This window comes from Caulobacter vibrioides (assembly GCF_002310375.3).
Taxonomy (GTDB): Bacteria; Pseudomonadota; Alphaproteobacteria; order Caulobacterales; family Caulobacteraceae; genus Caulobacter; species Caulobacter vibrioides_D.
Genome location: NZ_CP023315.3, coordinates 3,473,254 through 3,486,517, shown reverse-complemented (window position 1 = coordinate 3,486,517; position 13,264 = coordinate 3,473,254). Strand labels below are relative to the sequence as shown.

General features: G+C 67.1%; 12 protein-coding genes and 1 pseudogene. 11 read left to right on the top strand and 2 right to left on the bottom strand.

What is annotated here, in order from left to right:
- Positions 1 to 119 precede the first annotated feature (119 nt).
- The 9 genes and pseudogenes from CA606_RS16405 (at position 120) to CA606_RS16365 (ending at position 9,902) form a co-directional block, all read left to right on the top strand.
- The gene (locus CA606_RS16405; RefSeq protein WP_096053565.1) at positions 120 to 1,478 is read left to right on the top strand and encodes an aspartate aminotransferase family protein; all 1,359 of its coding nucleotides are present in this window, start codon (positions 120 to 122) and stop codon (positions 1,476 to 1,478) included.
- A pseudogene (locus CA606_RS16400) lies at positions 1,475 to 1,610 on the top strand (hypothetical protein). Before CA606_RS16405 ends, CA606_RS16400 begins: the two are co-directional and overlap by 4 nt.
- 25 nt (positions 1,611 to 1,635) lie before the next feature.
- Positions 1,636 to 3,015: a glutamine synthetase family protein gene (locus CA606_RS16395; RefSeq protein ID WP_096053566.1), complete on the top strand. Its 1,380-nt coding sequence runs from the start codon at positions 1,636 to 1,638 to the stop codon at positions 3,013 to 3,015.
- A 79-nt stretch (positions 3,016 to 3,094) separates the two neighbouring features.
- A complete protein-coding gene (locus CA606_RS16390) occupies positions 3,095 to 4,201 on the top strand; it encodes an ABC transporter substrate-binding protein (RefSeq protein ID WP_096053567.1) in 1,107 nt (368 codons plus the stop codon).
- A 128-nt stretch (positions 4,202 to 4,329) separates the two neighbouring features.
- Positions 4,330 to 5,250, top strand: coding sequence for an ABC transporter permease (locus tag CA606_RS16385; protein WP_181242640.1), 921 nt, complete (start codon positions 4,330 to 4,332; stop codon positions 5,248 to 5,250).
- Between the two features lie 148 nt (positions 5,251 to 5,398).
- Complete coding sequence (locus CA606_RS16380; RefSeq protein ID WP_096053569.1) at positions 5,399 to 6,256, top strand: ABC transporter permease; 858 nt, start codon at positions 5,399 to 5,401, stop codon at positions 6,254 to 6,256.
- A 181-nt stretch (positions 6,257 to 6,437) separates the two neighbouring features.
- Positions 6,438 to 7,577, top strand: a complete 1,140-nt coding sequence (locus CA606_RS16375) for an ABC transporter ATP-binding protein (RefSeq protein ID WP_096053570.1) — start codon at positions 6,438 to 6,440, stop codon at positions 7,575 to 7,577.
- 160 nt (positions 7,578 to 7,737) lie between these two features.
- Positions 7,738 to 8,502 carry a gamma-glutamyl-gamma-aminobutyrate hydrolase family protein gene (locus tag CA606_RS16370; RefSeq protein WP_096053571.1) on the top strand — a complete coding sequence of 255 codons (765 nt, stop codon included), beginning with the start codon at positions 7,738 to 7,740 and terminating at the stop codon, positions 8,500 to 8,502.
- Positions 8,499 to 9,902 carry an aspartate aminotransferase family protein gene (locus CA606_RS16365; RefSeq protein ID WP_096053572.1) on the top strand — a complete coding sequence of 468 codons (1,404 nt, stop codon included), beginning with the start codon at positions 8,499 to 8,501 and terminating at the stop codon, positions 9,900 to 9,902. Before CA606_RS16370 ends, CA606_RS16365 begins: the two co-directional genes overlap by 4 nt.
- 2 nt (positions 9,903 to 9,904) lie before the next feature.
- Here the strand turns inward: CA606_RS16365 and CA606_RS16360 are convergent, their stop codons facing one another.
- On the bottom strand, positions 9,905 to 10,150 hold the full coding sequence (locus tag CA606_RS16360; RefSeq protein ID WP_336509769.1) for a type II toxin-antitoxin system RelE/ParE family toxin: 246 nt from the start codon (positions 10,148 to 10,150) through the stop codon (positions 9,905 to 9,907).
- Between the two features lie 17 nt (positions 10,151 to 10,167).
- The gene (locus CA606_RS16355; RefSeq protein ID WP_096053574.1) at positions 10,168 to 10,350 is read right to left on the bottom strand and encodes an antitoxin; all 183 of its coding nucleotides are present in this window, start codon (positions 10,348 to 10,350) and stop codon (positions 10,168 to 10,170) included.
- A 75-nt stretch (positions 10,351 to 10,425) separates the two neighbouring features.
- On the opposite strand from CA606_RS16355, the gene CA606_RS16350 reads away from it, so the two are divergent.
- Together CA606_RS16350 and CA606_RS16345 are read left to right on the top strand one after the other, a co-directional pair.
- A complete protein-coding gene (locus tag CA606_RS16350; RefSeq protein WP_096053575.1) occupies positions 10,426 to 11,823 on the top strand; it encodes a glutamine synthetase family protein in 1,398 nt (465 codons plus the stop codon).
- Between the two features lie 75 nt (positions 11,824 to 11,898).
- Positions 11,899 to 13,179 (top strand): NAD(P)/FAD-dependent oxidoreductase, encoded by a 1,281-nt coding sequence (locus CA606_RS16345; protein ID WP_096053576.1) that lies wholly within the window; start codon positions 11,899 to 11,901, stop codon positions 13,177 to 13,179.
- The last annotated feature ends 85 nt before the right edge of the window (positions 13,180 to 13,264 follow it).

The window sequence follows — 13,264 nt, the reverse complement described above, 5'->3', positions numbered from 1 at the left end:
ATCCAAATTTGTCATCCCGGACAAGCGCGTAGCGCGCCGATCCGGGACCGTCGGAAGCTCAGCGTTCGCGGTGGTCCCGGGTCTTCGCCCGGGATGACAGTTTTTGTTGAGGCGGCGGAATGATCGCCGACCTCACCCGCTTGCTCCCCGACCTTCTCGCCGCCGAGCGCGCCCGCTTCACGGCCGAGCATCCGCGCTCGGTCGCCATGGCCAAGGCGGCGGGCGCCCACTGGCGGGGCGGCGCGCCGATGCACTGGATGAACGACTGGGCCAGCCCGTCGCCGATCTTCGCGGTCCAGGGCGTCGGGGCTCAGATCACCGACGTCGACGGCAAGCTCTATGACGACTTCTGCCTGGGCGACACGCCGTCGATGTTCGGGCACGGCGACCCCTCGGTGGCCGCCGCCGTCGCCGACCAGATCAAGCGCGGCGCAGGCTTCATGTTGCCGACGCCTTCCGCCGCGATCGTCGGCAAGCTGCTCTCCGAGCGTTTCGGTCTGCCGCTGTGGCAGGCGGCGACCACGGCCAGCGACGCCAACCGCGCGGCCATCCGCTGGGCGCGGGCGGTCACCGGCCGCCCGGTGATCCTGGTCTTCGACGGCTGCTACCACGGCATGGTCGATGACGCCTTCGTGGTGCTGAAGGACGGCGCCCCGGTGATGAAGCCGGGTCTGCTGGGGCAGGTGCAGGATCTGACCACGACGACCCGCGTCGTGCCGTTCAACGATCTGGCCGCCCTGGAAGCCGCGCTGGCGCCCGGCGACGTCGCCGCCGTCCTGGCCGAGCCGGTGATGACCAACTGCGGCATGATCCTGCCCGAGCCCGGCTTTCTTGAGGCGCTGCGTCGGCTGACGCGCGAGGCCGGAACGCTGCTGGTCATCGACGAGACCCATACGATTTCGACCGGCCCCGGCGGCTACACCCGCGCCCATGGTCTGGAGCCCGACGTCTTCGTCCTGGGCAAGGCGGTCGCGGGCGGCGTGCCGGCGGCGGTCTGGGGTGTCACGGCTGAGCTTTCGGCGCGGATGGACGCGGCTCAGCAAAGGATCGGTCCTGGCCAGTCGGGCATCGGGACCACCTTGTCGGGCAACGCCCTGGCCATGGCCGCCATGCGGGCCATGCTGAGCGAGGTCATGACCGAGACGGCCTATGGCAAGATGCTGGCCGGCGCCGAGCGGTTGGTGGCGGGGCTGAACGCGGTGATCGCCGCCCGCAAGCCGCCCTGGTCGGTGGTCCATGTCGGGGCCCGGGTGGAGCTGGTCTTCGCCGATCCGCCGCCAAAAAACGCCGCCCAAATGCGGAAAGTGCTGGACCACGAGGCGGTGGAAGCGCTGCATTTGTGGCTGATGAACCGGGGCGTCCTGATCGCGCCCTTCCACAACATGATGCTGGTCTCGCCCGTCACCGAAGACGCGGCGATCGACCGACTGGTCGCGGCCGTCGACGGCTTCGCGGCGGCGATGGGGGAAATGGAATGAGTTTTTCGCGGTTTGAGCGCCCCCTCCGTCTCGATGCGTATCCGCATCGATCCACCTCCCCCGTTGCACGGGTGAGGAGAACCGGGCCTTGCTCCTGCCCCGCTTGCGGGGGAGGTGGCGCGGCGCCGATAGGCGACGTGACGGAGGGGGCGTCCGCATGAGCATGGTCGCCGACATCCAGGAGTGCCGCGACTTCCTCGCCGCCCATCCGCAGGTCAAGTTCGTCGAGGTGTTCTTCACCAGCATGACCGGTGTGCCGCGCGGTAAGCGGCTGCGGGTGCATGAGCTAGAGGCCATCTACGAGTACGGCCGTTTCCTGCCCGGCTCGGTGCTGGTGGTCGACACCAACGGCGCCGACTGCGAGGACACGGGCCTGGTCTGGGAAGACGGCGACGCCGATCGCCGCGCGCGGCCCGTGCCGGGAACCCTGACCCTGGCCCCCTGGCTGGGCCCCGACGTCGCCCAGGTGATGCTGTCGCTTTACGAGCTGGACGGGACGCCCAATGATCTGGATCCCCGCCACGTGCTGCAGCGGGTGCTGGATCGCTACGCCGCCGATGGCCTGACGCCGGTCGCGGCCTGCGAGCTGGAATACTATCTCGTTGACTTGCAGCGCGGGCCGAACGGCGAACTGCTGCCCGCCAAGTCGCTGCAGACCGGTCTGCGGCCGACCGGCATCCAGGTCTATGGCCTGCCGGAACTGGAGGCCCACGCCCCGTTCCTGCGCGAGCTGTGGGACGTGGCCGACACCCTGGGCGTGCCGCTGGAAGGCGCGATTTCGGAGTTCGCCCCGGCCCAGGTGGAGCTGACGCTGAAGCACAAGCCCGACGCCCTGCGCGCCGCCGACGATGCGGTGCTCTACAAGCGCGCCGCCAAGGGCGTGGCCCTGCGTCATGGTATCGAGGCGACCTTCATGGCCAAGCCGTGGAGCGACCGCGCCGGCAACGGCTTCCACGTTCATCTCAGCGTCAATGACGCGGCGGGAAACAACCTCTGCGCCAGCGAAGACCTCGAAGGCTCGGACCTGCTGAAGCAGGCTATCGCCGGCATGAAGGTGCTGCTGGGCGAGGGCATGGCGATCCTGGCGCCGAACGCCAACAGCTATCGCCGCTTCAAGGCCAATTCCTACGCCCCGGTGGCGCCGACCTGGGGCGTCAACAACCGCACGGTATCCTTGCGCGTGCCGGCGGGGCCGCCCAAGACCCGCCACGTCGAGCACCGCGTGGCCGGCGCCGACGCCAACCCGTACCTGGTCCTGGCCGTGCTGCTGGCCAGCGCCCACCACGGGATCAAGAACAAGCTGGATCCTGGTCCGGCGGTGGTCGGCGACGGCTACGCTGCGGCCGCCAAGGAGAACATCCGGCTGCCCAACAACTGGTTCGCCGCCGTCGACCTGTTCGAGCAGTCGAGCGTGCTGCGCGACTATCTGGGCGACCGTTTCGTGGACATGTTTGTCTCTGTGAAGCGCACCGAACAGGCGCGCTTCTTTGAAGTGGTCACTGAGTTGGATTTCGATTGGTACCTGCGCAACGCCTGACGGCGCGGCGATGTAGCGTGAACTCAGCTGCGGGCCCCGGCCCCACATGGAACGAAGCGATAAGGGGAGTTTCGAGACGATGAGCACGATCACCCAGCGAGGACTTAACAAGGCGGGCCTGAGCCGCCGCTCGCTCCTGACCGCCACCGGCGCCGCCGCGATCGGCCTGACCTTCACCGCCTGCGGCGAGAAGCCCAAGGCCGCGCCCGGCGCCGAGGAGGCCAAGCTCAACTTCTACAATTGGGACACCTATATCGGTGAAACCACCCTCGGTGACTTCAAGAAGGCCACCGGGATCGACGTGAACATGAGCCTGTTCGCGACCAATGACGAACTGTTCGCCAAGCTGAAGGCGGGCAATCCGGGCTTTGATGTCGTGGTGCCGTCGAACGAGTTCGTGACGCGGATGAGCCAGGGCGGCCTCCTGGAGCCGCTGGATCACGCCAAGATCCCGAACATGAAGAACATCGACCCCAGCTTCCTGAACCCCGAGTTCGATCCCGGCCGGAAGTTCTCAATGCCCTACACCTGGCTGCTGCTGGGCATCGGCTATCGCAAGAGCAAGGTCCAGGGCGTGCCCGACAGCTGGAAGTGGCTGTTCGACAGCGACCAGTACAAGGGGCGCATCGCCCTGCTGTCGGAAAGCGCTGACCTCGTGCGCCTCGCGGCCAAGTATATGGGCCACTCGGTCAACAATATCCCGGCGGATATGCTGCCGAAGATCGAGCAGATGCTGATCAAGCAAAAGCCCTTCGTGAAGGCCTTCCACGACGACAACGGCCAGGACCTTTTGCTGTCGGGCGAGGTTGATCTGGTGCTCGAGTACAACGGCGACATCGCCCAGGCGATGAAGGAGGATCCCGACCTCGACTTCGTCGTGCCCAAGGAAGGCAGCCTGATCAACTCCGACACCCTGTGCATCCCGAAAGGCGCGCCGCGGCCGAACAACGCCCACGCCTTCATCAACTACCTGCTGGACGCGCAGGCCGGGGCCGAGATCAGCAAGACGATCCTGTATCCGACCCCCAACGCGGCGGCCAAGGCCCTGATGCCGGACGACTACAAGAGCAACAAGGTCATCTTCCCGCCCGCCGACATCATGGCCAAGTGCGAGTACGGGGCCTTCGAGGGCGCGGAAAAGGCCAGCCAGTATGAGGAACTGATCACCCGGGTGCGGGCGGCTTAAGGGCGCGGCGCGAAGTCAAATCCTCCCCCTGGCGGGGGAGGTGTCGCCGCAGGCGACGGAGGGGGAAGTTCCGCTGACCCTGCCACTTCCCCCTCCGGCCTTCGGCCGCCTCCCCCTTGGGGGGAGGATTGGAGAACCTGATGGAACAATCCTGGAAACAGGCGAAAGCCGTGTTCGCCGCGGCGCTGGGACCGCCGCTGGTGTGGCTGGTGCTGTTCTTCCTCGCGCCCATGGCGATCGTCTGGGCCTACAGCTTTGGGCACAATGTCGGGCTGACCGATATCGCCATCAGCGGCACGTTCCACAACTATGCGCGCGCCATCGAGCCGCTGTACCTGAAGATCTTCCTGAAATCGGTCTGGGTGGCGGGCCTGACCACGGGCCTGTGCCTGGTGATCGGCTTCCCGGTCGCCCTGGCCATCACCTTCGCGTCTGACAAGGCCAAGGCCTGGCTGCTGCTGCTGATCATGCTGCCGTTCTGGACGAACCTTCTGATCCGCACCTACGCCCTGATCGCCGTGCTGCGCACCGAGGGCTATGTGAACCAGGGCCTGGAGTGGCTTTGGAAAGGGGGCAGCGGTCTGGCCGCGCTGGCCGGCCTGCAGCCGCTCGGCGACTTCCAGCCGCTGGAGCTGCTGCATAACAACTTCGCGGTGATCCTGGGCCTCGTCTATGTGCACCTGCCCTTCATGGTGCTGCCGCTCTATTCGGCGCTGGACCGCCTGGACAAGTCGCTGCTGGAAGCCAGCCTGGATCTCGGGGCGGGGCATCTGCGCACCCTGTTCAAGGTCGTTGTGCCGCTGGCCATTCCGGGCATCGCCTCGGGCGTGCTGATCACCTTCATCCCGGCGCTCGGCGCCTATCTGACGCCGGATCTCTTGGGCGGTCCCGACAGCCAGATGATCGCCAACATCATCGAGCGCCAGTTCAAGCGCGCCAATGACTGGCCGTTCGGCGCGGCCATGTCCTTCCTGCTGATGTACCTGACCTTCATCGCCATCGCGATCCAGGCGGTGCTGAACCGGAAGACCCCGGAGGCCAAGGGATGAAGCGCTGCATGACGCCCCCTCCGTCTCGCTGCGTATCCGCAGCGATCCACCTCCCCCGTTTCACGGGTGAGGAGAACAAGGCTCCCTCCTGCCCCGCTTGCGGGGGAGGTGGATCGACGCGAAGCGGCGAGACGGAGGGGGCGTTCTGATGACCAAGAAATCCGCTCCCGGCCCCCTCGAATACCTGCGTCGCTGGCAGATGCAGGCCTGGCTGGCGGCCGTGTTCGTCTTCCTCTACGCGCCGCTGATCGCGCTGATGGCGTTCAGCTTCAACGACAGCAAGCGCAACATCGTCTGGAAGGGCTTCACGCTCAAATACTACGAGAAGCTGTTCAACAATTCCGAGCTGCTCGAGGCGTTCGGCAACAGCCTGACGATCGCGGCGGCGTCGACGGTGATCAGCCTGTTCCTGGGCGCGGCCGTGGCCCTGGCGCTGTGGCGGTTCCGCTTCCCCGGCAAGACGGCGGTGGACGGGGCGATGGCCCTGCCGATCGTGGTGCCCGAGATCTGCATGGGCGTGGCCATGCTGGTGTTCTTCGCCAAGGTGCTGCCCTGGCCGCAGGGGATGCCCTGGCCGCTGAACCTGGGCGCGATCATCATCGCCCATGTGTCGTTCTCGTTCCCGTTCGTGGCGGTGGTCGTCCGCGCGCGCATGGCCAGCTTCAACCGCGAGATGGAGGAAGCCGCCCGCGACCTGGGCGCGGGCGAGTTCCGAACCATCAAGGACGTGATCCTGCCGCATATGGCCCCGTCGCTGATCGCCGGCGCGCTCCTGGCCTTCACGCTGAGCCTTGATGACTTCGTCATCACCTTCTTCACCGCAGGCCCGGACACCGTGACCTTCCCGGTGAAGGTCTATTCGATGGTCCGCTTCTCGGTGACGCCGGAGGTCAACGCGGCCTCGACGGTGCTGATCGTGCTGACCGTGCTGCTGACGGCGGCGGCGCTGAAACTGCAGGGCAACCCCGCGGCCGCGGCGGGGCATGGGGCGGGGGACGGGAAATGAGCGTGTTCGCAGCGCCCCCTCCGTCTCGCCGCTTCGCGTCGATCCACCTCCCCCGTTTGGCTTCGCCGCCCTTGCGGGTCACGGGGGAGGAGGGTGCGGCTTCTTCCTCCCACGCAAGGCGGGGGAGGTGGCGCGATGCGAATACGCATCGTGACGGAGGGGGCGCTTTGTTCGGGATTTTGTGTGTCGGGGGACAATCGAAGTGACCAAACCCATCATCACCTTCGAGAACGTCACCAAGCGCTTCGGCAAGCTGGCGGCCGTCGACAACGTGTCGCTGACGGTCAACGAGGGCGAGTTCTTTGCGCTCTTGGGCCCGTCGGGCTGCGGCAAGACCACCCTGCTGCGGATGCTGGCCGGCTTCGAGACGCCCACCGAAGGGCGCATCCTGATCGACGGCCAGGACATCTCCAACGTGCCGCCCAACAAGCGGCCGGTGAACATGGTGTTCCAGTCCTACGCCGTGTTCCCGCACATGACCGTGGCCGACAACGTCGCCTACGGCCTGAAGGTCGACAACGTGCCCAAGGCCGAGCGCGAGGCCCGCGTCGACGAGGCGCTGGAGCTGGTGCAGCTGGGCGGCCTAGGCGGGCGCAAGCCTGACCAGTTGTCGGGCGGTCAGCGCCAGCGGGTCGCTCTGGCCCGCGCCCTCGTCAAGCGCCCCCGCGTGCTGCTGCTGGACGAGCCGCTGTCGGCCTTGGACGCCAAGCTGCGCGAGCAGATGCGCACCGAGCTGTGCACCCTGCAGGAGAAGGTCGGCATCACCTTCATCATGGTCACCCACGACCAGGACGAGGCCCTGGCCCTGGCCACGCGCTGCGCGGTGATGAGCAAGGGGCTTCTGCAGCAGGTGGCCACGCCCAGCGACCTCTATGAGTTCCCCAACAGCCGCTTCGTCGCCGACTTCATCGGCCAGGTGAACCTGTTTGAGGGCGTGCTGGCGGTCGACGAGCCCAGCCACGCGGTGATCAAGTCGCCGGACCTGCCGGTCGATATCTTCCTGGACCACGGCGTCACCGGCCCGCGCGGCGGCACGGTGTGGGCCGCGATCCGTCCCGAGAAGATCGAGCTGCACAAGAAGACCGACGACACCCCGCCCAACCTCGGCGACGCGCCCAAGGGGACCAACGCCGTGGAGGGCGTGATCAAACACGAGGCCTATCTGGGGGGCTCGTCCACCTATGAGGTCGAGATCGCCGGTGGTCGCCGGGTCAAGGTTCAGCGCTCGAACCTGACGCGCTGGGACCAGGAGGACTTCAAGCTGGGCGAGACGGTGTGGCTGTGCTGGCACGCCTGTTCGCCGGCGGTGCTGTTGTCGTGACCCACACCGTTCAAGCCAACCAAAGCCTGTCATCCCGGCCGCAGCGAAGCGGAGAGCCGGGACCCAGAGGTGACCGCAATGCGCCGGCCCCTGGGTCCCGGATAGCGCTACGCGCTTCCGGGATGACAAGCCAAAGGGCGCGGGAAAGGGCGCTGAACCCATGATCCGCCCCGTCGCCGGGATCATCTGCTGCACGCGCACCGTCGGGGTCGAGCCGGCCCAGGCGGTGATGAGCCGCTATGTCGACGCGACCATGGCCTATGGCGATGTGGCCGCGCTGCTGATCCCCTCGCTGCCGGGGCGGATGCGCGCGGCCGAGGTGGCCGGGCGGCTGGACGGCCTGATGCTGACGGGCAGCCCCTCGAACCTGGATCCCGCCCTCTATGGCGAGGAGATCGGCGATGCGCCGGGGCCGTTCGACGCCGCCCGCGACGGCATGACCGCCGACCTGATCAAGGCGATGCTGGACCTGGGCAAGCCGGTGTTCGGCGTCTGCCGCGGCTTCCAGGAGATCAATGTCGCGTTCGGCGGCACGCTGCGGCGGGACATGGCCGCCAGTCCCGACCTGATCGCGCACCACGCCCCCGACGACGTCGACTTCAACGGCATGTTCGACCACGTCCACGACGTGGTCCTGACGCCGGGCGGGGTGCTGGCGCGCGCGCTTGAAACCGAGGCCGCGGTGGTGAACTCGGTCCACTACCAGGGCGTTGATCGTCTGGGCGAGGGGCTGGCTGTGGAGGCCCGCGCCCCCGACGGCGTGGTCGAAGCCTTCTCCGCCACCGTCAACGCCGCGCCTGTCCTCGCCGTCCAGTGGCACCCCGAATGGAAGCCGGCGCAGAACCGGCAGTCGCAGATCTTCTTTGAAATTTTCGGACGCGCCCTCAGAGGCGCGCCGCTCGTCGAGTCAGGAGTCGCCCCATGAACGCCCCCATCCGCAACCACGACATCGCCGAGCTCAAGCGCCTGGACCTGGCGCACCACCTGCCGGCCCAGGCCGACCACAAGGTCATCGCCGAGCTAGGTGGCAGCCGCATCGTGACCCGCGCCGACGGCTGCTACATCACTGACGGCGACGGCCACCGTATCCTGGATGGCATGGCGGGCCTGTGGTGCGTGAATGTCGGGTACGGCCGCAAGGAGCTGGCCGAGGCCGCCTACGAGCAGATGCTGGAGCTGCCCTACTACAACACCTTCTTCAAGACCGCGACGCCGCCGACCGTGACCCTGGCGGCCAAGATCGCGCAGAAGATGGGTGGTCATCTGACCCACGTCTTCTTCAACTCGTCGGGGTCGGAGGCCAATGACACGGTCTTCCGTCTGGTCCGCCACTATTGGAAGCTGAAGGGCCAGCCGAACCGAACGGTCTTCATCAGCCGCTGGAACGCCTACCACGGCTCGACCGTGGCGGGCGTGTCGCTGGGCGGCATGAAGCACATGCATGTGCAGGGCGACCTGCCGATCCCGGGCGTCGAGCATGTTATGCAGCCCTACCAGTTCGGCGAGGGCTTCGGCGAGGATCCGGCTGCGTTCCGCGATCGCGCCGTCAAGGAGATCGAGGACAAGATCCTCGAGGTCGGGCCCGAGAACGTCGCGGCCTTCATCGGCGAGCCGGTGCAGGGCGCGGGCGGGGTGATCATTCCGCCTGACGGCTACTGGCCCGCCGTCGAGGCCCTATGCCGCAAGTACGGCATCCTCTTGGTCTGCGACGAGGTGATCTGCGGCTTCGGGCGTCTGGGCCAATGGTTCGGCCACCAGCACTACGGCATCAAGCCCGACCTGATCGCCATGGCCAAGGGGTTGTCGTCCGGCTACCTGCCGATCTCGGCCGTGGGCGTGGCCGACCACATCGTCGCCGAACTGCGCGAGAAGGGCGGCGACTTCATCCACGGCTTTACCTATTCGGGCCACCCGACCTGCGCGGCCGTGGCGCTGAAGAACATCGAGATCATCGAGCGTGAGGGCCTGGTCGAGCGCGCCCGCGACGACGCAGGGCCCTACCTCGCCAAGGCCCTGGCCCGCCTGAACGACCATCCGCTGGTCGGCGAGACCCGGTCGCTCGGTTTGATCGGCGCGGTCGAGATCGTCCGCGAGAAGGGGACCAACCATCGCTTCCTCGACAAGGAGGGCGAGGCCGGTCCGATCGTCCGCGACATCTGCATCCGGAACGGTCTGATGGTTCGCGCTATCCGCGACAGCATCGTCTGCTGCCCGCCGCTGATCGTCAGCCACGCCGAGATCGATGAGTTGGTCGGGATCATCGAAAAGTCGCTAACCGAAGCCGAACCGATCCTCCGCGCGCTGAAGCCGCAGGCTATGTCATGAGGCTAGAGAGGTCGACGCGCCCCATGGCGTACACCGCCAATGACGACACGGTCGCCGACAATGCGGTATCGCAGCGCATAGGGCGGGACGGCCACCAGTTCGCGACGTCCTCGCGTGCTGAGCCGACCGCGTTCTGGATGGTCCGCCAAGCTCGCGCCGGCTGCGAGCAATCTTTGGCCCAATCGTTGTGCTGCGATCGGGCGCGATTGACTGGTAATGTAGGCGACGATGGCGTCGATATCGGCCATCGCACGGTCAGTCCAGACTACTTGCGCCACGAGTACGGAGTCGGAAGCTGGTGTGGCGTTCCGAGCGACTTCAGCCAATCCACGACGCGTTCGTGGGGCACAACACGACCAGCCGCCAAGTCGGCGTCGGCCTCGGCATCGGCCAAGCGGTCAGCTTCGTCTTCAAACTCGTCGAAGATGTCGGGGTCAGGCTCGGCCATGCCCTACGATAACAGAAACCTTTCGAGAACAAATCCGGAAAAACCGAGCTTTCGGCCAAGCTCTCGGAGCGCGTCATGAAGCCCAAGCACAACAAGGCCAAGCGCGACCAGATCCTGGATCGTGGCGTCTCGACGATCGAGGAGGCCAAGGACTGGTTCGCCCGCCAGAGCATCGAGGAGATCGAGTGCGTGGTGCCCGATCTGGCCGGCGTGGCGCGCGGCAAGATCATGCCGGTGCGCAAGTTCCTGGGCACGCCCTCGATGAACCTGCCGCTGGCGGTGTTCTACCAGACCATCACCGGCGACTTTCCCGAGTTCGAGGGCGCGGTGAACGGGGTGCAGGCCGACACGGACATCTTCCTGACCCCCGATTTTGCGACCCTGGCCGCCGTGCCCTGGGCGCAGGATCCGACCGCCCAGGTGATCCACGACGCCTTCCACCCCGACGGCCGCCCGGTCGAGGAGGCTCCGCGCCAGGTGCTGCGGCGGGTGCTGGCGCTCTACGCAGAGAAGGGTTGGAACCCCATCGTGGCGCCGGAGATCGAGTTCTATCTGGTCGATCGCAACACTGATCCTGACTATCCGCTGAAGCCGCCCATCGGGCGGTCCGGCCGGCCGGAAACGGGGCGGCAAGGCTATTCGATCAGCGCGGTCAACGAGTTCGATGCGCTGTTCGAGGACATGTACGAGTACTCCGAGCGCCAGGGGCTGGAGATCGACACCCTGATCCACGAAAGCGGCGTGGCGCAGATGGAGATCAACCTGCAGCACGGCCATCCGCTGGAGCTGGCCGACCAAGTGTTCATGATGAAGCGCACGATCCGTGAGGCGGCGCTGGAGCACGAGATCTACGCCACCTTCATGGCCAAGCCGATGGCCAATGAGCCCGGCAGCGCCATGCACATCCACCAGTCGATCGTCGACAAGAAGGGGCGCAACCTGTTCTCGAACGAGGACGGGACGGAGTCGGCGCAGTTCCACGGCTTCATCGCCGGCCAGCAGACCTATCTGCCGGCGATCATGGCCATCCTGGCGCCTTACGTGAACAGCTATCGCCGCATCTCGCGCGATAGCGGCGCGCCGGTGAACACCCAATGGGGCTACGACAACCGCACCTGCGGCCTGCGCGTGCCGCCGTCGGGACCCAACAACCGCCGGGTCGAAAACCGGATTCCCTCGTCTGACGCCAATCCGTATCTCGCCATCGCCGCGTCGCTGGCGGCGGGCTATCTGGGCATGATCCAGGGGCTGAAACCCAGCGAGCCGGTGGCGATCGACGCCGGCGCGCGGGGGATCGAGTTGCCGCGCAGCCTGTCGGACTCGCTCCGTCTGTTCGTCGACTGCAAGCCGCTGGTCGAGATCCTGGGCCCGACCTTCTGCGCGGCCTACGACCGGGTGAAGCAGGCCGAGTACGAGACCTTCATGCGCACGATCAGCCCGTGGGAGCGGGAGTTCCTGCTGCTGAATGTGTGAGGTGATGGTCACCTTCTCCCAGAGGGAGAAGGGGGGACCCGCGCCGCAGGCGTGGGGGGATGAGGGGTTACACCCATGACCGCCCAAACCCCTCACCCCTACCCCTCTCCCTATGGGAGAGGGAATTGGTACGCGGCCACCGCTGCTGACGTCCCTGATCATCCACCGCTGGACGGCGACGTCGCCGCCGAGGTCTGCATCGTCGGTGCTGGCTTCACGGGCCTGGGCGCGGCGCTGGCGCTGGGCAGCCGGGCCGTCGTGCTGGAGGCTGGCCGGGTCGGCTGCGCGGCCAGCGGGCGCAATGGTGGCCAGGTCCATACCGGGCAGAGGCGCGATCAGGCCTGGCTGGAAAAGACGGTGGGCCGCGACGACGCCCTGGCGCTCTGGCGCCTGGCCGAAGACGCCCGCGCCCACTTCGCGAGCCTTGCCCAAGCGATCGACTGCGATTGGCGGCCGGGCATGATCCACGCGCGCCACAAGCCGGGCGGCGAGGCCGAGGACGCGGACTATCTGGCGCTGATGGCCGAGCGCTACGGTTATGACCAGCTTGAGCTGATCGGCGAGGAAGCCCTGGCGGATGAGCTGGGCACGGGCGTCTATCACGGCGGCCTCGTCGACCACGGCGGCGGCCATGTCCATCCGCTGAAACTGGCTCAGGGCATGGCGGCCCAGGCGAGGGCGGCCGGCGCCGTGATCCACGAGAACACCCGCGCCGAGGCCTGGCGACGCGAGGGCGGCAAGATCGTGGTCGAGACCGGAGCCGGGCGCGTCACCTGCGATCGACTGATCCTCAGCGGCGATGGTCTTCTCAACCGCATGGCCGGACACGCACAGGCGCGGGTCATGCCGATCAACAACTTCATCGCCGTCACCGCGCCGCTGGGGGCGCTGGCCAACGAGATCATCCGCTCTAACGCGGCCGTCTCTGACAGCCGGTTCGTCGTGAACTACTTCCGCAAGACGCCGGACGGCCGACTGCTGTTCGGGGGCGGTGAGAACTATCGCCCCGGGTTTCCGCAGGACATCGCCGGCATGGTCCGGAAGAACCTCGCCAAGATCTATCCGCGCCTGGCCGATGTGGAGATCACCCACGCCTGGGGCGGAACTCTGGGCATCACCTTCAGCCGTATGCCGTTCGTCGGCGAGGTGGCGCCCGGCGTGCGGGTCGCCTCGGGCTATTCGGGGCAGGGGGTGATGCTGGCGCCCTATGTCGGCAAGCTGCTGGCGGAGGGGAACACCCAGGTCTTGAGCCTGATGGCGCGAGTCCCCACGCCGCCGTTCCCGGGCGGACGCCTGCTGCGCTGGCCGCTGACCGTGGCGGGGCTCAGCTGGTACGCGCTGCGGGATCGGTTGTGACGCGTTCAATCCTCCCCCGCCAGGGGGAGGGGGTCGCGAAGCGACCGGAGGGGGAAGTGCTTGCAGATCTTGCCTCTTCCCCTTC